The sequence below is a fragment of the Massilia oculi genome (assembly GCF_003143515.1).
Lineage (GTDB): Bacteria > Pseudomonadota > Gammaproteobacteria > Burkholderiales > Burkholderiaceae_D > Telluria > Telluria oculi.
The window spans coordinates 4,157,397-4,175,934 of record NZ_CP029343.1; the positions used below are offsets into that span (position 1 = coordinate 4,157,397).

Sequence of the window (18,538 nt, forward strand, 5' to 3'; positions counted from 1 at the left end):
CGAGATCGATACCTCGTCACCTAGAATAATTGTCGGGAATTAAAGAATGACATTTCAAAGAATGAAGCCGGTTTACGATAAAAGCTTGGCCTTTAGATTGTTTAAGAGGCATCACACTAATTTTAATAATATTTTCTGGTCTCATAAAATAGCAAGAAAATACGTATATTCACAAACACGTCCTTTTAAGAAAAGCGATCCTAGCTCTAAATTGTTTTCCATTCCAGGAAAAACAAGGACGCCACCTACATTAGGTGGATGGAGCGATAGCTATAATGGATTCGATCAATGGACTCAGATGGCATCAATAATGGCGATTTGCGGTTATCTTGAAACATACATCGCACAGATAGCTACAGCGGCAGTAGAGTCGTCACCAGCTCAAGTTTTAGGCGGTGGTGCAGTAATAGATGGTGCAATCTTCTTAAAACACAATCCCTCGTATGATTTATATAGCCATATAGAGCAGCTCGTTCGTGGGGAGTGGCAAAAACGAATTTCATCTTACAAGAAGATTTTTGGTTCGTGCCCTTTTGAGTCGCATCTTTCCGATCTTGAGCATCTTCGTAAACTGCGAAATGACACAGGGCATTCATTCGGGCGAGATATCAAGTCGATGAAGTATGCGCCAAGTTCGATGGTTCAAGAATTGCCTAATATTAAAGATATAAAAATCCAAGAATACCTTGGGGTCGCTGAATCTGTGGCTGAATCAATTGATAAGCATTTATTCCACCACTTTGTAGGATCTTATGAAGCCGTTAAGTTGTATCATCATTGGTTTCCAAGTCAGACTCATTTAACTGGGCGACCAAAGTTGTTGGCGAAGGCGTTTAGTGTCCATTTTAATGAGATGACGCTAAGTCCTCATGGAAAGGCGAGATCGCTTGGCCTAGTTCAATATTACGACGCGTTGTAATTTTAAAGATTGAATTTTAATTCGGCCAATAGTCACCAAGGATGGATTTTATGGCGAATACTATTTGCAAAGAAATACGATCATGACACTAAATGTTTAGTTTCGTGTGATCATGTTCCCCGACGCAGCATGGCCTTGTTCCGTGCAAAGGACGTGCTCGATGAGATAATTGCTGGCTTCCCGCATCGTTCGTCAGCCCCTCGCAGAACATCACCATATCGAGCATGAGTTCACGCATTCACCCGCAAGCCCGCACCACGCCAAAAATCCGTCAGGAGATCAAGGATTCCGGCCTGTCCGACCGTCAAGCGGCCAAGGTGTTCAATATCACTCGGGCCACCGCTGCCAAATGGCTCAAGCGGGACGATGTGCAAGACCGCTCGCATCGTGCTCACACCCTGCATACGACCCTGAGCGCAGCCCAGGAACTGGTCGTGCTGTCCCTGCGCCAGACGCTTTACTTACCGCTCGACGACCTGCTCTACATCACCCGGCAATACATCAATCCCGAGGTCTCTCGTTCAGGCATTGCGCGACTGCTCAAACGCGAAGGCATGGCACGACTGGAGGACGTGATCCCTCAAGCTGAAGGCGAAACGATCAAGGCCAAGAAGACCTTCAAGGACTATGAGCCAGGCTTCCTGCACGTCGATATCAAGTACCTGCCACAGATGCCTGACGAAACCTCACGCCGCTACCTGTTTGTTGCCATTGACCGCGCGACGCGCTGGGTTTTTCTGCATATTTACAACGATATGACTGAACGTAGTAGCGTCGATTTCCTGCGCCGTTTGAAGCTCGCATCGCCGATCAAGATCACCAAGATACTGACCGACAACGGCTCGCAATTTACCGACCGCTTCGCCACCAAAGACAAGAAGCCCAGCGGCAATCACGCCTTCGACAAGGCATGTGGCAGCATGGAAGTCGAGCATCGCCTGGCGCCTCCGCGCCACCCGCAAACTAACGGCATGGTGGAACGCTTCAATGGCAGGATCAGTGAGCTGATCGCGCAGACCCGCTTCGATAGCAGGGCCGATCTGGAGACCACATTGCACAATTACCTCAAGCTTTACAACCACCATATCCCGCAGCGAGCTATCGGCTCAACGACACCGATTCAGGCGCTCAAGGATTGGCAGAAACGCAAACCTGATCTATTCGTCAAACGCGTCTACGATCAGACGGGACTCGACAACTAAAAGCAGACGCCATTGAGTGGGCTATTGATTTTGTCCAACTGCATTCTGATGGAGATCTCTTCCCTAAGGCGCTGGAAGTTGAAGCAATTGTCGCGGAGAAGGCTTATTTGGTAGCACAGCTTGCCAGTGCCGATCTTGGGGGCTTGTCACCTGGGAGTTGTCGGAGATTTATTGTTCCCAAAGACGAGTTTTCGTATAGGCAAGCCACGCAGCTTGATCCTCAAGATTCGATCATACTGTCAGCATTAATCTATCAGTACGGGCAACAGATTGAGGAGCAACGACAACCTAAGAGCCGTGTATTCAGCTATCGATTCAGCCCAACATTGCCGGACGGCCTCTATAGCGGGAAAACTGCATGGAATGGTTTTTGGACAACGGCAGCGAAACACGCGGTGCGCTGTAGTCACATTCTGTACTGTGATATAGCCGATTTTTACAATCAAGTCTATCACCATACCGTCGAGAATCAACTTATATCCGCTGGGCTGCCTAACCAAGCTATTAAATGGATTATCGGATTATTGGAATCAACCACAGCGGGTGTCTCAAGGGGAGTACCGGTGGGACCTCACCCAATTCATTTACTGGCGGAAGCCACGCTAATTCCTGTCGATAACAGCTTGGTTGCTGCGGGATTGAAATTTATACGATATGCCGATGACATAGTTGTATTTTGCAAATCCAAGCGCGAATCAAGAACTGCTCTTGCCTTGATTGCTACTGTGCTAGACAAGCAGCAACGGCTTACGTTACAGCGGCATAAGACTAAAATTTACGACCCAACAGATTTTCAAGACGTCTGCTCACAAATGATTAAGGATCGTCCGATCAATTTCGATGAGAAGTCTCTTTTGGCGTTGATTAAGAAGTATTCCGGTGGAGATCCATATAAAACCATTTCTTTCTCTCGAATTTCCGCAGCGGATTGGTCCTCTATTTCCACCGAATCAATTCGAATTGTAATTAATCAGTACGTCTCATCTCAACCGATTGACTACATTCGGCTTAGGTGGTTTTATCGACGCCTTGCGCAAATTGGTCATCCCGGCGCTATTGATGTTTCACTGGAGCATCTTGATTCTTTGGGGCCCTGTTTCGCAAATATTTGTTTCTATCTTGCGTCCGTTCAGGCAATTCCGACCAAAGACTGGAGGCGTATTGGAACAAGACTACTGCAACTCCTCCGTACGCCAGAAGTAAAGTCTAGCGAATATTTCCGCCTTCTGGTGCTGAGTTTGTTCTCTCGAAATGAGCATATCAATCACTTTGCTAAGCTTCACAAAATGTTCCAGTCGGCTGATCCGTTCATCCGGCGTGAAGTCATTTTGGCAGCGCGAATGAATAATGCTTTAGATTGGGTACGTGAACTTAAGGAAGACTTCACCTCAATGGACCCTTGGCAACAGCGAGCAATGCTTTTCGCTGTATCTGGTCTCGCAAAAGACGAAAAGAAATTCTTTATTGGTCGTCAAACCATAACCGGCCCCTTCGACAAGACACTCGCCAAATGGGCTAAGGGTACGTAAGTGTCGAGTCCGTCTGATCGTAGACGCGTTTGACGAATAGATCAGGTTTGCGTTTCTGCCAATCCTTGAGCGCCTGAATCGGTGTCGTTGAGCCGATAGCTCGCTGCGGGATATGGTGGTCGTAAAGCTTGAGGTAATTGTGCAAGGTGGTCTCCAGATCGGCCCTGCTATCGAAGCGGGTCTGCGCGATCAGCTCACTGATCCTGCCATTGAAGCGTTCCACCATGCCGTTAGTTTGCGGGTGGCGCGGAGGCGCCAGGCGATGCTCGACTTCCATGCTGCCACATGCCTTGTCGAAGGCGTGATTGCCGCTGGGCTTCTTGTCTTTGGTGGCGAAGCGGTCGGTAAATTGCGAGCCGTTGTCGGTCAGTATCTTGGTGATCTTGATCGGCGATGCGAGCTTCAAACGGCGCAGGAAATCGACGCTACTACGTTCAGTCATATCGTTGTAAATATGCAGAAAAACCCAGCGCGTCGCGCGGTCAATGGCAACAAACAGGTAGCGGCGTGAGTTTTCGTCAGGCATCTGTGGCAGGTACTCGATATCGACGTGCAGGAAGCCTGGCTCATAGTCCTTGAAGGTCTTCTTGGCCTTGATCGTTTCGACTTCAGCTTGAGGGATCACGTCCTCCAGTCGTGCCATGCCTTCGCGTTTGAGCAGTCGCGCAATGCCTGAACGAGAGACCTCGGGATTGATGTATTGCCGGGTGATGTAGAGCAGGTCGTCGAGCGGTAAGTAAAGCGTCTGGCGCAGGGACAGCACGACCAGTTCCTGGGCTGCGCTCAGGGTCGTATGCAGGGTATGAGCACGATGCGAGCGGTCTTGCACGTCGTCCCGCTTGAGCCATTTGGCAGCGGTGGCCCGAGTGATATTGAACACCTTGGCCGCTTGACGGTCGGACAGGCCGGAATCCTTGATCTCCTGACGGATTTTTGGCGTGGTGCGGGCTTGCGGGTGAATGCGTGAACTCATGCTCGATATGGTGATGTTCTGCGAGGGGCTGACGAACGATGCGGGAAGCCAGCAATTATCTCATCGAGCACGGCCTTTGCACGGAACAAGGCCATGCTGCGACGGGGAACATGATCACACGAAACTAAACACCTAAGACATCCCATACGAGGGCCTCAACACCGACGAGGTTTCAATTTCGTGACCTATATCCCCCGGAGACCAATTTGCACCGCCTACAGGCCGGGGGAGGGACCAGAAATGGACCAGAAACAAAAAAGCCCACGCACCGAAATGCGTGGGCTTCCTGGTAATTCGTGGTAGGCCGTGCGTGGCTCGAACACGCGACCAACGGATTAAAAGTCCGCTGCTCTACCAACTGAGCTAACGACCCGAAGAGGCAGCATTATAGCGGGCGATTCAGGGGCCGTCCAGCATTCTCGGCACAAACGCCGCTCACGACAGCGCCGACGTCACCTTCAGCACCTCATCCGCCGTCGTCACGCCGTCGACCACCTTCATCGCGCCGGCAATGCGCAGCGGCTTCATGCCATCCTTCACGCTCTGCTCGCGCAAGGACCGCATCTCGCCCGATTCGCGGATCAAGCGCCCGAAGCCTTCGCTTACCGTCAGCAATTCATAAATCCCGGTCCGCCCGCGATACCCGGTCTGCCGGCATTCCGGACACCCCACCGCCCGATACACGGTCGCAGGCTTTGCGATCTTCCACGCGCCACCAATGCCATCCCACACCTCATCGCGCAATTCCCCGCCAGGCGCCTTGCACACGGGGCAGAGCGTACGCACCAGCCGCTGCGCCATCACCCCGATCAGGGTTGCCTCCAGCAGATAATCCGGCACGCCCAATTCCAGCAGGCGCACCACGGCCGATGGCGCATCGTTGGTATGCAGGGTCGAAAACACCAGGTGCCCCGTCAGCGCCGCCTGGATCGCCATCTCGGCCGTCTCCAGGTCGCGGATCTCGCCCACCATGATGATGTCGGGATCCTGCCGCATCAGCGAACGCACGCCGTCGGCAAACGACAGGTCGATCCCCGGCTGCACCTGCATCTGGTTGAATGCCGGTTCCACCATCTCGATCGGATCCTCGACCGTGCACACGTTCACTTCGCTGGTCGCCAGCGCCTTGAGCGTCGTGTACAGCGTCGTGGTCTTGCCCGATCCCGTCGGCCCGGTCACGAGAATGATCCCGTGCGGACGGCGCGTCAGCCCATCCCAGCGCTCTGCATCGTCGGGCGGGAAACCCAGTTCCGGCAGTGTCTTGACGACGACGTCGGGATCGAAGATGCGCATCACCAGTTTTTCGCCGAACGCGGTCGGCATCGTCGACAGCCGCAATTCGACCTCCCTGCCGCCGGCGGTAAGCGTCTTGATGCGGCCGTCCTGCGGCCGGCGTTTTTCGATCACGTCCATCCGCCCCAGCAGCTTGATGCGCGCGGTCATCGCGATCATCACCGCCGCCGGCACCTGATAGACCTGGTGCAGCACGCCATCGATACGAAAACGCACGGTCGCGAATTCGCGCTTGGGTTCGAGGTGGATATCCGAGGCGCGCTGCTCGAAGGCGTAACCCCACAGCCAGTCGACGATATTGACGATGTGCTGGTCGTTGGCGTCGAACTGCTTGTTCGATTTTCCCAGTTCGACCAGCTGCTCGAAGTTGTTGCGCATCGCGACGTCCTGCCCGCTGCTGCGGCTGGCGTCGCGGATCGACTTGGCCAGCGCGAAGAACTGCGCAATGTACTGGGCGATGTCGAGCGGATTGGCCAGCACCAGTTCGATGCGGCGGCGCGAGACCTTGGCGATCTCGGCTTCCCATTCGGTCAGCGCCGGATCGGCCGTCGCCACCACGAGCGTGGTCGGCGTCATTTCCACCGGCAGGATATTGAAGCGGGCCGCATAGCTGGCCGACATCACGTCCGCCACCTTGGTGAAATCGATCTTCAGCGGGTCGATGCGAATGAAGGGCAGGCCGACCTTGGCCGCGCACCATTCGGTCAGCACATCCAGCGTCAGCAGCCGGTGCGGCGGCAGGGCGGAGACCAGTTTGCACTGCGCCACCGCCGTCAGCGGATGCATGATGCCCGGCGCGTTCTTCAATATCGCCTGGGCCTGGGCGAAATCGGCTTTGACTTTATCCTTGGTGACGATCCCGTCGGCCAGCAGCCACGAGAAAATCGATTGCAGGTCGAGCTTGCGCAGGCTGGCGGGTTTTTGCGGGATGGCGTTCACGGTGGCCCTGGCTGAGTGGTCAATCGGTGGCGAGCAATCCCTTGATCCAGGACTTGGCAGGCAGCTTGGTCTGCGCCACGATCTGCGCGGCGCGCGCCGCGAGCGCGTCCTTGTCGAGCGTGGGGCGGGTCTTGAAGCACAGCGCCACCACATTCCCGTCGTGTACCTCGGGCAGGCAGATCACGTGGCCGAAGGCGAACTTCATCGCCTTCAGGTTCCTGGCGAAGCTCGGGTGGTCGCCGAACAGGTTGACGGTCATGATGCCGTGCTGCGTCAGGCAGGCGGCGCAGGCCTGGTAGAACTCCGGCGTGTCGAGCACCGGGCCGCGCGCGGTGGCGTCGTACAGGTCGCACTGCAGGACGTCAAAGGCATCGTGGTTGGCCGGATCCTCGACGAAGTCGAGCGCATCCATCTCCAGCACGCGCAGGCGCTCGTCCTCGGGCGGCAGCTTGAACATCGAATTGCAGATCGCGATCACGGATTCGTTGAGTTCGACGGCGGTCACGCTCGCCTCGGGAAACTGGCGATAGCAGAACTTGGTCAGGGCGGCCGTCCCCAGGCCGAGCTGGGCGATGGCTTGCGGCGCCGCGATGAACAGCATCCACGCCATCATCTGCTGCGCGTATTCGAGCTCGGGCCAGTCGGGCTTGCGGATGCGCATCGCGCCTTGCACCCATTCGGTACCGAAGTGGAGGTAGCGGACACCGTCCTGTTCGGACAGCGTGACGGGTGCGAATTTCGGTTTGCGCGCCGGACGGCGCGAGGATTCGACTTGTTCGATGGATTTGCGTTTGATGAGCATAAAGAAGCCTGGTGGAATCGCCCTATTATCGGGGGACGGGTTCGCCCGGCGCAAGCTCGGGGATAAGTTCTGAATGCAACAACGCGGCCTCGTGGGCCGCGTTGCTCGATTTCCGACGGTGCAAGATCAGTACTGGCTGTACGCCTGCTGGCCGTTGTAGCTGTCCAGCGGCTCGACCGAGACCCGCAGGCGCACGCGGTTGCCCGGGTCGCGGCTCATCAGCGACGTGTAGGTCTGGCCACGGTATTCATAGGTCACGTTGTAGCCGGCGGTGCGCGATTCGATCGCTTCCACGGTGCGGCATTGCTGCACAGCCTGTTCTTGCACCGAGTTGCCGACCGGACGGCCATTGTTCTGGACGCGGTCGCCGACCATGGCGCCGGCGATCGCGCCCGCTGCCGATGCGGCCACTTTACCGTTGCCGCTGCCGACCTGGCTGCCCAGCAGGGCGCCCGCGATACCGCCGATGATCGTGCCGCCGGCGCCGCGCTCCTGCTGCACCGGCACCTGCACGTATTCGGTACGGCACTCCTGGCGCGGGGTACGGACCTGCTCGACACGCGGCTCGACGCGCACCACGCGGCCGAAGTCTTCGAAGTCGGCGGCCTGGGCCAGTGGCAGGATGGCGATGCCGAGTGCCGAGATGATCAGTTTGGCTTGCAAGTTCATGGTAGTACCTCGTTGAGTGGTGCGACTTGGTTCGTCGATTCGTTACAGGCTTGATGGTACGCCTATCGCAAAAAACCATCGAATCCGCATGGCAACAAAATGTAACAGCGAATAAAGCGCGTAACAACTCGCGCCAGAATGAAACCGGCCCCTGAATGGGTGTTTCCGTGTCATATATGGACCTACCGATTCTTACAAATAGGCATCTGAAACTCACATTTGGGTTGCTTCCAATACCACAAAACGTTACCCTTACACAAATCATGGACTTATTGGCGTATAGCAACGACAGCGAGGTAAGAAGCAGCAGCGCTACCCAGCGCCGCGAGGGGTGGCGCCATGGCGCGTTATTGACAGGTCGATTTGAGGAAAAAATGAGTTTGTTGATGAGAGTGGCGCCAAATCTTGTTCAAGCCATCCGCGCGTTTCGCGTTGGCGATTTGCAACAGGAGGCTGGGCGACTCGGACATCATTTCCTGTACGCCCACTGCGCCAATACGCTCACCAAGCAGCAGGTCTGCGCCCGCATCGGCGAGAATTTTTATTTCCCCAAACCGTGCAGCAAGAATTTCGATGCGCTGCGCACCTGTCTGACCGAGACCATCCACGAAGCCGGCCCGCAGCCGGGCTTCATCGTGGTGCTCGAGCAGCTGCCGAGCGCTCAGAAGTTCGACAAGGAAGCGCGCGAAAACCTGCTCGACGTGTTCCGCGACGCGGCCGAATTCTGGGCCGAGAAAAAGGTGCCGTTCCGCGTGTTCTACTCGTTCGCGACCGTCCCGCCGACCGCCTGAATCCGCTGAAATCCGCCCCGTGAGGGACCCGAAGGGCTGCGGTTGGCAGCCGGCGTTACGGTACAATGCCGGCTATGAAAAACATCGTGATCCTCATTTCCGGCCGCGGAAGCAATATGGAAGCGGTCGTGCGCGCGGCCCAGGCTGAAGGTTGGCCGGCCCGTATTGCAGCGGTGATCAGCAACAAGCCCGATGCCGGCGGCCTGGCATTTGCCCAGTCGCGCGGCATCCCGACCGCCGTGGTGTCGAACAAGGAGTTCGCCACCCGCGCCGAATTCGACGCCAGATTGCAGGAAGTCATCGATACCTTCCAGCCCGACCTGGTCGTGCTGGCCGGCTTCATGCGCATCCTGACCGCGCCCTTCGTGGAACACTACGCGGGCCGGATGTTGAATATCCACCCGTCGCTGCTGCCCCTGTTCCCGGGGCTGCACACGCACCAGCAGGCGCTCGACGCCGGCATGCTTGAGCACGGCGCGACCGTGCACTTCGTCACCGCCGAACTCGATCATGGCCCGTCGGTGCTGCAGGCCAGGATCCCCGTCCTGCCGGGCGATACGCCGGACCTGCTGGCTGCACGCCTGCTGGCCGAGGAACACAAGATCTACCCACGCGCCGTACGCCTGTTCATCGAAGACCGCCTGGTCATCGAAGACGGCGCGGTGCGCATCGTCGCGTCCATGGATCGCACCCAGGCCGACGCCATCAGTATTTAATCAAGGATTCACATGAGATTGCCTCCAGCGATCGTCGCCAAGACCGAAGAAGTCTTGCGCGAGATTCTCCGTTTTACTTCGCCTGCCGACGTCACCCTGTCGCGCTTCTTCAAGGACAACCCGCGCTTCGGCGGCCGCGAGCGCGGCGTCATCGCCGAAGCCGTGTACGCCGTGCTGCGCAATAAATCGTTCTTCACCGACTTCGCCGGCCATGGCAACACGCCGTCGATGCGCAAGCTGGCCCTGCTGGGCCTGGCCGAGACCGTCGGCATCGACAGCATCGGCGGCTTGACCGACGACGAGACCGATTTCCTCACCCGCATCAAGGAAGTCGACCGCAACCTGCTGCCGGGCCCAATCCGCGCGAACCTGCCGCAATGGCTGTTCGACAAGCTGGTGGCCCAGTTCGGCGAGCAGGAGGCGCTGGAACTGGCGGCCGTGCTGAACACCCCGGCGCCGCTGGACCTGCGCGTCAATTCCATCAAGGCCGAGCGCGACGACGTGATCGCCCAGCTGGCGCAAGCGCCGATCGTGGCCGAGCCGATGCCGTTCGCGCCGCTGGGCCTGCGCGTGCAGAAGAAGCCGGCGTTGCAGAACCTGCCGCTGTTCAAGGAAGGCGCGATCGAAGTGCAGGACGAAGGCAGCCAGGTGCTGGCCCAGATCGTCGGCGCGCGCCGCGGCGAGATGGTGGTCGACTTCTGCGCCGGCGCCGGCGGCAAGACGCTGGCCCTGGGTGCGCTGATGCGCAATACCGGCCGCCTGTACGCCTTCGACGTCTCGGAAAAACGCCTGACCAAGCTGAAGCCGCGCATGGCGCGCAGCGGCCTGTCGAACGTGCATCCGGTGGTGATCGCGCATGAACGCGATGCGAAAGTCAAACGCCTGGCCGGCAAGATCGACCGCGTGCTGGTCGACGCGCCGTGCTCGGGCCTGGGCACCCTGCGCCGCAACCCGGACGTCAAATGGCGCCAGCAGCCGAGCGCCGTCGCCGAGATGCAAGAGAAGCAAGCCTCGATCCTGGACGCGGCGTCGCGCCTGGTCAAGAACGGCGGCCGCCTGGTGTACGCCACCTGCAGCCTGCTGAACGAAGAGAACGACGTCATCGTCGAAGGCTTCCTGGCCAATCACGCCGACTTCGAGCTGGTGCCGATGAGCCAGGTGCTGGCCGAGCAAAAGATTCCGCTCGAGATGGACAACTACCTGAAACTGCTGCCGCACAAGCACCAGACCGACGGCTTCTTCGCCGCCGTCCTGCAGCGCAAGGCGTTGCCCAAGCCGGTCAAGGCTGTCGTCGCCGATGAGGCGGCCGCCGCGGACGACGCTGCCGCAGCCGCGGACGGAGAGTAAGGAGTTCCGATGCCGCTGTCAGACCTGCTGAGCGTCCTGCTGGACGACGCCCGCCGTCCCGCCATCGCCTGGCAGATCGTTGCCCTTGCCCTGTGCGTGGCGGTGGGCTGGGGGCTGGCGCGGCTGATCCACCGTTCGCTGCTGAAAGACCGGGCCCAGACGGGCGGCCTGATCAGTGTTGGCCTGGGCAGCTTCAGCCGCGTGCTGTGGCCGCTCCTGACCGTGGGGCTGCTGGCGCTGGCCAAGACCGTGCTGGCGCAATACCAGGGCGTGTCGCTGCTGCGCGTGGCGCTGCCGCTGTTCATGTCGCTGGCGGTGATCCGCACCTTCTTCTACCTGCTGCGGCGCGCCTTCGCGCGGCGCGGCCAGCTGGGCGCGGCATTGCAGACCTTCGAGAAGGTATTCGCCTTTGTGGTCTGGATCGTCGTCGCCCTGCACCTGACCGGCGTCCTGCCGGACGTGATGAGGGCGCTCGAGAATACCGTCCTCCCGGTCGGCAAGAACAAGATTTCGATCGCCGACCTGCTGCAGGGCGCGATCTCGATCGTCGTGCTCATGATGCTGGCGCTGTGGGCCGGCGCCGCGCTCGAAGAGCGCCTGATGGGCTTCGAGCGCATGCACAGCTCGCTCAGGGTGGCGATGGCGCGCGTGGGCCGCGCGGCCCTGATCCTGGTCGCGGTACTGTTCAGCCTGTCGCTGGCCGGGCTCGACCTGACCGTGCTGTCGGTGTTCGGCGGCGCGCTGGGCGTCGGCCTCGGTCTGGGCATGCAACGCATTGCCAGTAATTACGTGTCCGGTTTCATCATCCTGTTCGAGCGCAGCCTGTCGATCGGCGATCCGATCACGCTGGATAAATACTCCGGCAAGGTGGCGCGCATCAATACGCGCTACACGGTGTTGCGCGGTTCCGACGGCACGCAAACGCTGCTGCCGAACGAGATGCTGATCACGGGCGTGGTGCTGAACCAGTCGGGCACCAACCGCAACGTGCGCGCGATCACCAAGCTGGTCGTGTCCTACGACAGCGACCTGTCCGTGGTCATGCCGCTGCTGGAAGAGCAGCCGAAGGGCGTCGCACGCGTGCTCGAGACGCCGGCGCCGAACGTGCTGCTCAATGCCTTCGTGGCCGACGGCTACGAGCTCGAAGTGGGCTTCTGGCTGGGCGACCCCGAGAACGGGCAGGGCGGTCCGATTTCCGAAGTGAACCGCAAGATCTACGCACTTGTGCATTCCGGCGCGATCAAACTCGGACATCCGTCGATGGATACGCGGTTGCTCGACGCCCATATCAGCAAGGTAGTAGCGCGCACGCCACTCACCGACGTCACTGGGGCTGGCGCAAAATTGAGCAAGTAAAACTGCCGTGCGGTAGTAGAACCACGTAAAATGCTGGGGTTGTAGATGTGCAGTCACAGTGGTTGCACATTGGATAAGCCCTTTGGAGACTGAATGAATTTCTTTGACGACGTCCTGCACGCCGTGCTGTCGTTCCTGTCCACCGGCCTGCTCGATTTCTCGGCATGGCAAGTCGTGATCTATACGCTGGTGGTGACCCATATCACGATCGCCGCCGTGACGATCTACCTGCACCGCCACCAGGCGCACCGTGCGCTCGACCTGCATCCGATTCCGAGCCACTTCTTCCGCTTCTGGCTGTGGCTGACCACCGGCCAGGTTACCAAGGAATGGGCGTCGATCCACCGCAAGCACCACGCCAAGTGCGACACCGAAGAAGATCCGCATAGCCCGCAGACGCGCGGCATCCGCAAGGTGCTGTTCGAAGGCGCCGAGCTGTACCGCGCCGAAAGCAAGGTCCAGGAAACCATGGACAAGTATGGCCATGGCACGCCGGACGACTGGATCGAGCGCCATGTGTACACCGGCCGCAGCACGCTGGGCGTGGCTTCGCTGCTGGTGATCAACGTCGCCCTGTTCGGCGTGCTGGGCCTCACCGTGTGGGCGATCCAGATGATGTGGATCCCGATCACGGCCGCCGGCATCATCAATGGCCTGGGCCACTGGTGGGGTTACCGCAACTACGATTGCAGCGATGCCGCGACCAATATCTTCCCATGGGGCATCCTGATCGGCGGCGAAGAGCTGCACAACAACCACCACACCTATGCCACCTCGGCCAAGCTGTCGAGCAAGTGGTACGAGTTCGACCTGGGCTGGGGCTATATCCGCATGCTCGAGATGCTCAAGCTGGCCAAGGTGAAGAAGGTGGCGCCGAAGCCGAAGCTGGACAAGGACAAGGCGCAGGCCGACTTCGACACCCTGCAGTCGGTGATCGCCAACCGCTACGACGTGATGGCCAAGTATGCCAAGTCGGTGCGCCACGCCTTCCACGAAGAATTCGAGCACCTCAAGCACAAGGCGCAGCTGGAGTCGCGCTTCCTGAAAAGCTCACGCAAGCTGATGCAGCGCGAGCCGGCTAAGCTGGAATCGTCGCAGAAGCAGCAACTGGTCGAGTTGTTCCAGCACAGCAAGGCGCTGGAAACCATGCACAATATGCGCGTGGAACTGGGTGCGATCTGGGAACGTTCGCATTCGACCCGCGACCAGCTGCTGCACCAGCTGCAGGACTGGTGCAACCGCGCCGAAGCGTCGAAGATCAAGGCGCTGCAGGACTTTTCGATCCGCTTGCGCGCCTATGCCTGATCCTGACGGTCGGTAGACGGTAAAGACAACGGCTTCTTCGGAAGCCGTTGTTATTTGCGCCTCATGCGCCACGCCGCATCGGCGGCCACGTCAGGTAAGTCAGCGCCCGCCACGCCCATTCGAGCGGGCCGTACTGGAAGCGCGCCAGCCACCAGTGGCTGAACACGATCTGCAGCGCACACAGCAGCAGGGCAATGCCGACCTGCCCGCTCCTGCCGATGCCCCACCATCCCAGCCCGTGGGCATGGAACAGCAGGGAAAACACGAGCGACTGCATCAGGTAATTGCTGAGCGCCATACGCCCGAACGGCGCCAGGATGCGCACCCGGGCCAGCATGCCCTTGCTGTACAGCGCGAGTACCACCGCAGCGACGTAGCCGAGCGAGGCGGGCAGGCTGCCCAGGGTCAGCAAGGCGTTCGCCAGGTCATGGCCTCCGTCGTCGGCGCCGGGAGGACGGCCGGTGCTGATCAGGCTGCTGAGCAGGCCAAGCCCGACCCCGAAGCCGATGCCGCCGATGGCCAGGCGCCTGAACAAGGGCAGATGGCGGCCGGCGTTGGCGATCACGCCGGAGCGCACGAACCAGACCCCCACCAGGAACACACTCACGCCGACCACCACGAAGCCGGTTTCGTCGCGCATCCGCGCCTCCAGGTGGCCCAGGCGCATCGCGACCGCGTCCGCATAACTGCCGTTGGTAAGCACCGCCTTCTCCTCGATGCTGCGCGCCGCGCGCTCGCGGTATTGCAGGAGGGTGGCGGACGCGGCGTCGGTCTCTTCGCCGGTGGCGCTGACACTGGATGCTGGCGCCAGCTGGGGCGCGAAGTGGCGGATGCCGCCGTCGAGCGCGGTCAACCCATAGGTGAGCATGAAGATCGCGACGCCGGCGCGCAGTGGCCGCGCCACCTGCGGCTGGGGGAAGCTCCAGGCCAGCAGGCCCAGCAGCACGAGGACGGCGCCGATCGCCAGCAGCGCCCCCATATCGCCCTCGCCGCGGACGAAGTCGAGCACGGCGGCCAGCAGCATCAGGCTGCCCGGGACGATCGCCACCAGCGGGAACAGCGCGCGCCCCTCGCTGCGCAGGTACACGCCCACCAGGCCGGCGAACACGAGCGGCGTGACCAGCCAGCCGGCGAAGCCGAAGGCCGGCAGCTGGGCCAGCAGGAAGCATGCGGCCATGGTTCCGATCATCGGGCGCCCCCTGGCGAACAGCATCAGCATCAGGGCCAGCGCGCCGATCGCATAGCTGATCAGGATGTCGCCGCTCCATAGCAGCAGGTAGTGCAGCAGGCCGAACAGGCCGAGGACGGCGACCCGGCGGCCATAGGCGGGCAGGAAGGGGCGTTCGGCCGTGCGCGCCCGTTCCAGCATCAGGGCGAAACCCATGCCGAACAGCAGCGAGAAAATGGTCCAGAACTTGCCGCTGACAAAATATGCGACGATGAAGGCCACCAGCCAGTCCAGGCCGTGCAATCCAGCCGGGATGCCGTTGCCGGTTTCGGCCACGGGACGGTTGAAGAATTCGACGTTGGCGATGCAGATGCCGATCAGCGCAAAGCCGCGTAATACATCGAGGGCATCGAGACGGTCCTGGCTGGGGATGGGAACGAAGGTGGGGGAGGAAGGCGGACTGGTCATCCCCCGATGGTAGCGCGGATCGGTGGGACGACAAAAAAGCCGCCGGGCTTGCGCGCCGGCGGCTTGGTCAAGGAGACAAGATCGATTACTTGATCTTGGTTTCCTTGTAGATCACGTGCTTGCGTGCTTTCGGGTCGAATTTGGTGATTTCCATCTTCGCCGGCATCGTGCGCTTGTTCTTGGTGGTGGTGTAGAAGTGACCGGTACCTGCGGTCGATTCCAGCTTGATTTTGTCGCGGCCAGTTTTTGCCATGATAGCTCCCTAATTAAACTTTTTCGCCACGGGCGCGCATGTCGGCCAGCACGGCGTCGATGCCGAGCTTGTCGATCACGCGCAGGCCGGCGTTCGACAGACGCAGCGAAACCCAGCGGTTTTCGGATTCGACGTAGATACGGCGGTTCTGCAGGTTAGGCAGGAAACGACGCTTCGTTTTGTTGTTAGCGTGGGAGACGTTGTTACCAACCATCACACCCTTGCCGGTTACTTGGCAAACACGTGCCATAGTGCACTCCTTAAATATGTTCCAGAATTGGAAAAACGAGAGTATAGCGTGAAAAGCAAAGCGGAATCAATCACTTACGAAAAACAAATGTGTCTTTTATTAATGGAAAAATTTAACAATTCCTGCTGAGTGTCGTAACTCGCTGTTTACGCTATGTAATTTCGAGCAAACATGACAGCCCGTGTAAGGACGCGGCCGAGGCGCCGCCGAGGTTTATCGGTCACAACTGCCCACTCTCTGCAAAGGAATGCACCTGATTGCCCGCCACGACGAAGTGGTCCAGCACCCGGATGTCGACCAGCGACAGCGCCTGCACCAGGGCACTGGTCAGGCGCAGGTCGGCTTCGCTCGGCTCGGCCACGCCGGACGGGTGATTGTGCGCCAGGATCACCGCCGCGGCATTACGCCGCAGCGCCGCCTTGACCACCTCTCTCGGGTAGACGCTGGTATGCGTGAGCGTGCCCCTGAACATCTCCTCGCAATTGATCAGTCTATTCTTCACGTCCAGGAACAGCACCATGAACGATTCATGGGTCTGCAGCGCGAACTGGCTGCGCAGGTAGTGGCGCACCGCCTCGGGCGAGCACAGCGCCTCGCGCCGGAACTGTTCGGCCACCGCGCGCCGCGCCAGCTCGAGCGCGGCCTGCAACTGGGCATACTTGGCCGGCCCCAGGCCGTGCAGCCGGCCGAATTCTCCGGAGTCGGCATGCAGCAACCGGTGCAGGGAGCCGAAATGTGCCAGCGTGTCGCCGGCCAACGTGACGGCGCTCTTGCCGGCCACGCCCACGCGCAGGAAGATGGCCAGCAACTCGGTATCCGACAGCGCATGCGGCCCGTCGCGCAGCAGGCGCTCGCGGGGACGGTCCTGTTCCGGCCAATCGCAAATTCCCATATTCGATTCCTCGCCAAAAAAAGAGGCAGCCAAGGCGCAAGAGGCGCGCGTGGCTTACAATAGCGGTTTGCCTGATCAGGTATGCCCGTTATCACAAAGAACATGTCCAACGCTGCTCCCGTCGTCAACGAATCCTCTTATCTGACCCTGCATTACCGCCTGGCCGTCGCCGGCGGTTCCGATGTGGTCACGACCTTCAATGGCACGCCCGCCACCTTGCTGCTGGGCCAGGGCCAGTTGGCGCCATTCCTCGAGGCGCGCCTGATCGGCCTGCCGGAGGGCACGCACCAGACCTTCGAGCTCAGCGCTGCGGAAGCGTTCGGTGAGCGTAACCCGGAGCTGATCCAGTCGGTGTCAAAGGCCACGCTGGAAGAAAACTCGGTGCCGGGCACGGAGTACAACGTGGGCGAGGTGGTCGAGTTCAACGCGCCGAAGGGCGGCCGTTTCGCCGGCGTGCTGCTGGAATCGCGCGCCGACTCGGCCCTGTTCGATTTCAACCACCCGATGGCCGGCCGCGCCCTGCAATTCGAAGTGAAACTGATTTCGGTTCTGTAAGGACGACAGGAATAATGATGGAAAACGAAATTCTGCTGGCCCAGCCGCGCGGCTTCTGCGCCGGCGTTGACCGCGCGATCGAGATCGTCGAGCGCGCCTTGTCCCAATTCGGCGCACCGATCTACGTGCGTCACGAGATCGTGCACAACGCCTATGTGGTCGACGACCTGCGCGCCAAGGGCGCGATCTTCATCGAAGAACTCGAAGACGTCCCGCCCGGCAATACGCTGGTGTTCTCGGCCCACGGCGTCTCGAAGGCCGTGCGCGCCGACGCCGAGGCGCGCGGGCTCACCATTTTTGACGCCACCTGCCCGCTGGTGACCAAGGTCCACGTCGAAGTCGCCAAGATGCGCAAGCAGGGCGCCGAGATCATCATGATCGGCCACGACGGCCACCCCGAGGTCGAAGGCACCATGGGTCAGGCCGAAGAAGGCATGCACCTGGTCGAGACGGTCGAGGACGTGCAGAAGCTGCAAGTGCGCAACCCGGAACTGCTGGCCTACGTGTCGCAGACCACCCTGTCGGTCGACGACACCCTGGACATCATCGCGGCGCTCAAGGCGCGCTTCCCGAACATCATCGAGCCGAAGAAGGGCGACATCTGCTACGCCACCACCAACCGCCAGGAAGCCGTGAAGTTCATGGCGCCGCAGGTCGAGGTCGTGGTCGTCGTGGGCAGCCCGAACAGCTCGAACTCGAACCGCCTGCGCGAAGTGGCCGAAAAAATGGGCACGCCGGCCTATATGGTCGACAACGCCGGCAAGATCGATCCCAGCTGGATCGAGGGCAAGAAGCGGATCGGCGTGACCGCCGGCGCCTCGGCGCCCGAGGTGCTGGTGCAGGCCGTGATCGACCGCCTGAAGGAACTGGGCGCGGCCAGTGTGCGCGCGCTCGACGGCGTCGAAGAACACGTGACCTTCCCGCTGCCGAAAGGCCTGGACGGCGTACGTCCTGAGCCAGCTTCGCCAGCAGCCTGAACTTTATTTCTCGTACAGACAGAAAACAAAATTTGCTACTGCACGGATTTACCGTGATTAGTTTTCCAAAAGCCAAGTTATGATGGCGAACTCGGAAAATTAGTCATGGTGGAGCAGGCCATGAGCGGCACTTC

18 protein-coding genes and 1 tRNA gene are annotated in these 18,538 nt (G+C 59.8%); 10 read left to right on the forward strand and 9 right to left on the reverse strand.

Translation table 11 applies throughout. From position 1 onward, the window contains the following. Window positions 1-46 precede the first annotated feature (46 nt). The 3 genes from DIR46_RS26730 to DIR46_RS18775 all read left to right on the forward strand — a co-directional run bounded on the left by DIR46_RS26730 (window position 47) and on the right by DIR46_RS18775 (window position 3,650). Window positions 47-919, forward strand: coding sequence for a hypothetical protein (locus tag DIR46_RS26730; protein ID WP_162819572.1), 873 nt, complete (start codon window positions 47-49; stop codon window positions 917-919). 224 nt (window positions 920-1,143) lie between these two features. Next, window positions 1,144-2,121, forward strand: a complete 978-nt coding sequence (locus tag DIR46_RS18770; RefSeq protein WP_109346594.1) for an IS481 family transposase — start codon at window positions 1,144-1,146, stop codon at window positions 2,119-2,121. Window positions 2,122-2,228: 107 nt separating this feature from the next. Next, window positions 2,229-3,650, forward strand: coding sequence for an RNA-directed DNA polymerase (locus DIR46_RS18775; RefSeq protein ID WP_205289003.1), 1,422 nt, complete (start codon window positions 2,229-2,231; stop codon window positions 3,648-3,650). Here the strand turns inward: DIR46_RS18775 and DIR46_RS18780 are convergent. The 5 genes from DIR46_RS18780 to DIR46_RS18800 all read right to left on the reverse strand — a co-directional run bounded on the left by DIR46_RS18780 (window position 3,637) and on the right by DIR46_RS18800 (window position 8,326). Then, window positions 3,637-4,623 carry an IS481 family transposase gene (locus tag DIR46_RS18780; RefSeq protein ID WP_109346596.1) on the reverse strand — a complete coding sequence of 329 codons (987 nt, stop codon included), beginning with the start codon at window positions 4,621-4,623 and terminating at the stop codon, window positions 3,637-3,639. The genes DIR46_RS18775 and DIR46_RS18780 overlap by 14 nt on opposite strands. A 297-nt stretch (window positions 4,624-4,920) precedes the next feature. After that, a tRNA-Lys gene (locus DIR46_RS18785) sits at window positions 4,921-4,996 on the reverse strand. Window positions 4,997-5,058: 62 nt separating this feature from the next. Further along, window positions 5,059-6,855 (reverse strand): type IV pilus assembly ATPase TfpB, encoded by a 1,797-nt coding sequence (gene tfpB / locus DIR46_RS18790; RefSeq protein ID WP_109346597.1) that lies wholly within the window; start codon window positions 6,853-6,855, stop codon window positions 5,059-5,061. A gap of 19 nt (window positions 6,856-6,874) precedes the next feature. Beyond that, window positions 6,875-7,657, reverse strand: a complete 783-nt coding sequence (locus DIR46_RS18795) for a spermine/spermidine synthase domain-containing protein (protein ID WP_109346598.1) — start codon at window positions 7,655-7,657, stop codon at window positions 6,875-6,877. A gap of 126 nt (window positions 7,658-7,783) precedes the next feature. After that, entirely contained in the window at window positions 7,784-8,326 is a 543-nt protein-coding gene (locus DIR46_RS18800; protein ID WP_109346599.1) for a glycine zipper 2TM domain-containing protein, read from the reverse strand. A gap of 263 nt (window positions 8,327-8,589) precedes the next feature. Between DIR46_RS18800 and DIR46_RS18805 the strand changes: the two genes are divergently transcribed. The 5 genes from DIR46_RS18805 (at window position 8,590) to DIR46_RS18825 (ending at window position 13,841) form a co-directional block, all read left to right on the forward strand. After that, the gene (locus DIR46_RS18805; RefSeq protein WP_229446310.1) at window positions 8,590-9,117 is read left to right on the forward strand and encodes a barstar family protein; all 528 of its coding nucleotides are present in this window, start codon (window positions 8,590-8,592) and stop codon (window positions 9,115-9,117) included. Window positions 9,118-9,191: 74 nt separating this feature from the next. Beyond that, window positions 9,192-9,833 carry a phosphoribosylglycinamide formyltransferase gene (gene purN / locus DIR46_RS18810; RefSeq protein WP_109346600.1) on the forward strand — a complete coding sequence of 214 codons (642 nt, stop codon included), beginning with the start codon at window positions 9,192-9,194 and terminating at the stop codon, window positions 9,831-9,833. Between the two features lie 12 nt (window positions 9,834-9,845). Further along, on the forward strand, window positions 9,846-11,180 hold the full coding sequence (locus DIR46_RS18815; protein ID WP_109346601.1) for an RsmB/NOP family class I SAM-dependent RNA methyltransferase: 1,335 nt from the start codon (window positions 9,846-9,848) through the stop codon (window positions 11,178-11,180). 9 nt (window positions 11,181-11,189) lie between these two features. Beyond that, window positions 11,190-12,536 (forward strand): mechanosensitive ion channel family protein, encoded by a 1,347-nt coding sequence (locus tag DIR46_RS18820; RefSeq protein WP_109346602.1) that lies wholly within the window; start codon window positions 11,190-11,192, stop codon window positions 12,534-12,536. 93 nt (window positions 12,537-12,629) lie between these two features. Next, window positions 12,630-13,841, forward strand: coding sequence for a DesA family fatty acid desaturase (locus DIR46_RS18825; protein ID WP_109346603.1), 1,212 nt, complete (start codon window positions 12,630-12,632; stop codon window positions 13,839-13,841). A 61-nt stretch (window positions 13,842-13,902) separates the two neighbouring features. Here the strand turns inward: DIR46_RS18825 and DIR46_RS18830 are convergent, their stop codons facing one another. The 4 genes from DIR46_RS18830 to radC all read right to left on the reverse strand — a co-directional run bounded on the left by DIR46_RS18830 (window position 13,903) and on the right by radC (window position 16,872). After that, entirely contained in the window at window positions 13,903-15,477 is a 1,575-nt protein-coding gene (locus DIR46_RS18830) for a DUF418 domain-containing protein (RefSeq protein ID WP_109346604.1), read from the reverse strand. Between the two features lie 85 nt (window positions 15,478-15,562). Continuing rightward, on the reverse strand, window positions 15,563-15,730 hold the full coding sequence (gene rpmG, locus DIR46_RS18835; RefSeq protein ID WP_005665735.1) for a 50S ribosomal protein L33: 168 nt from the start codon (window positions 15,728-15,730) through the stop codon (window positions 15,563-15,565). A gap of 13 nt (window positions 15,731-15,743) precedes the next feature. Then, window positions 15,744-15,980 (reverse strand): 50S ribosomal protein L28, encoded by a 237-nt coding sequence (gene rpmB, locus DIR46_RS18840; protein WP_005665737.1) that lies wholly within the window; start codon window positions 15,978-15,980, stop codon window positions 15,744-15,746. A 220-nt stretch (window positions 15,981-16,200) separates the two neighbouring features. Continuing rightward, the gene (gene radC, locus DIR46_RS18845; RefSeq protein ID WP_109346605.1) at window positions 16,201-16,872 is read right to left on the reverse strand and encodes a RadC family protein; all 672 of its coding nucleotides are present in this window, start codon (window positions 16,870-16,872) and stop codon (window positions 16,201-16,203) included. 102 nt (window positions 16,873-16,974) lie between these two features. Between radC and DIR46_RS18850 the strand changes: the two genes are divergently transcribed. Together DIR46_RS18850 and ispH are read left to right on the forward strand one after the other, a co-directional pair. After that, the gene (locus DIR46_RS18850; protein ID WP_109348070.1) at window positions 16,975-17,427 is read left to right on the forward strand and encodes an FKBP-type peptidyl-prolyl cis-trans isomerase; all 453 of its coding nucleotides are present in this window, start codon (window positions 16,975-16,977) and stop codon (window positions 17,425-17,427) included. Between the two features lie 17 nt (window positions 17,428-17,444). Then, window positions 17,445-18,404 (forward strand): 4-hydroxy-3-methylbut-2-enyl diphosphate reductase, encoded by a 960-nt coding sequence (gene ispH / locus DIR46_RS18855; protein ID WP_205289180.1) that lies wholly within the window; start codon window positions 17,445-17,447, stop codon window positions 18,402-18,404. Window positions 18,405-18,538: the final 134 nt, after the last annotated feature.

Excerpts from the sequence above, each read along its gene's own strand:
- DIR46_RS26730 (WP_162819572.1), top strand. The coding sequence starts at position 47 with ATGACATTTCAAAGAATGAAGCCGGTTTACGATAAAAGCTTGGCCTTT.
- DIR46_RS18770 (WP_109346594.1), top strand. The coding sequence starts at position 1,144 with ATGAGTTCACGCATTCACCCGCAAGCCCGCACCACGCCAAAAATCCGT.
- DIR46_RS18780 (WP_109346596.1), bottom strand. The coding sequence starts at position 4,623 with ATGAGTTCACGCATTCACCCGCAAGCCCGCACCACGCCAAAAATCCGT.
- DIR46_RS18795 (WP_109346598.1), bottom strand. The coding sequence starts at position 7,657 with ATGCTCATCAAACGCAAATCCATCGAACAAGTCGAATCCTCGCGCCGT.
- DIR46_RS18800 (WP_109346599.1), bottom strand. The coding sequence starts at position 8,326 with ATGAACTTGCAAGCCAAACTGATCATCTCGGCACTCGGCATCGCCATC.
- DIR46_RS18805 (WP_229446310.1), top strand. The coding sequence starts at position 8,590 with ATGGACTTATTGGCGTATAGCAACGACAGCGAGGTAAGAAGCAGCAGC.
- purN (WP_109346600.1), top strand. The coding sequence starts at position 9,192 with ATGAAAAACATCGTGATCCTCATTTCCGGCCGCGGAAGCAATATGGAA.
- DIR46_RS18815 (WP_109346601.1), top strand. The coding sequence starts at position 9,846 with ATGAGATTGCCTCCAGCGATCGTCGCCAAGACCGAAGAAGTCTTGCGC.
- DIR46_RS18820 (WP_109346602.1), top strand. The coding sequence starts at position 11,190 with ATGCCGCTGTCAGACCTGCTGAGCGTCCTGCTGGACGACGCCCGCCGT.
- DIR46_RS18825 (WP_109346603.1), top strand. The coding sequence starts at position 12,630 with ATGAATTTCTTTGACGACGTCCTGCACGCCGTGCTGTCGTTCCTGTCC.
- DIR46_RS18830 (WP_109346604.1), bottom strand. The coding sequence starts at position 15,477 with ATGACCAGTCCGCCTTCCTCCCCCACCTTCGTTCCCATCCCCAGCCAG.
- rpmG (WP_005665735.1), bottom strand. The coding sequence starts at position 15,730 with ATGGCAAAAACTGGCCGCGACAAAATCAAGCTGGAATCGACCGCAGGT.
- rpmB (WP_005665737.1), bottom strand. The coding sequence starts at position 15,980 with ATGGCACGTGTTTGCCAAGTAACCGGCAAGGGTGTGATGGTTGGTAAC.
- radC (WP_109346605.1), bottom strand. The coding sequence starts at position 16,872 with ATGGGAATTTGCGATTGGCCGGAACAGGACCGTCCCCGCGAGCGCCTG.
- DIR46_RS18850 (WP_109348070.1), top strand. The coding sequence starts at position 16,975 with ATGTCCAACGCTGCTCCCGTCGTCAACGAATCCTCTTATCTGACCCTG.
- ispH (WP_205289180.1), top strand. The coding sequence starts at position 17,445 with ATGGAAAACGAAATTCTGCTGGCCCAGCCGCGCGGCTTCTGCGCCGGC.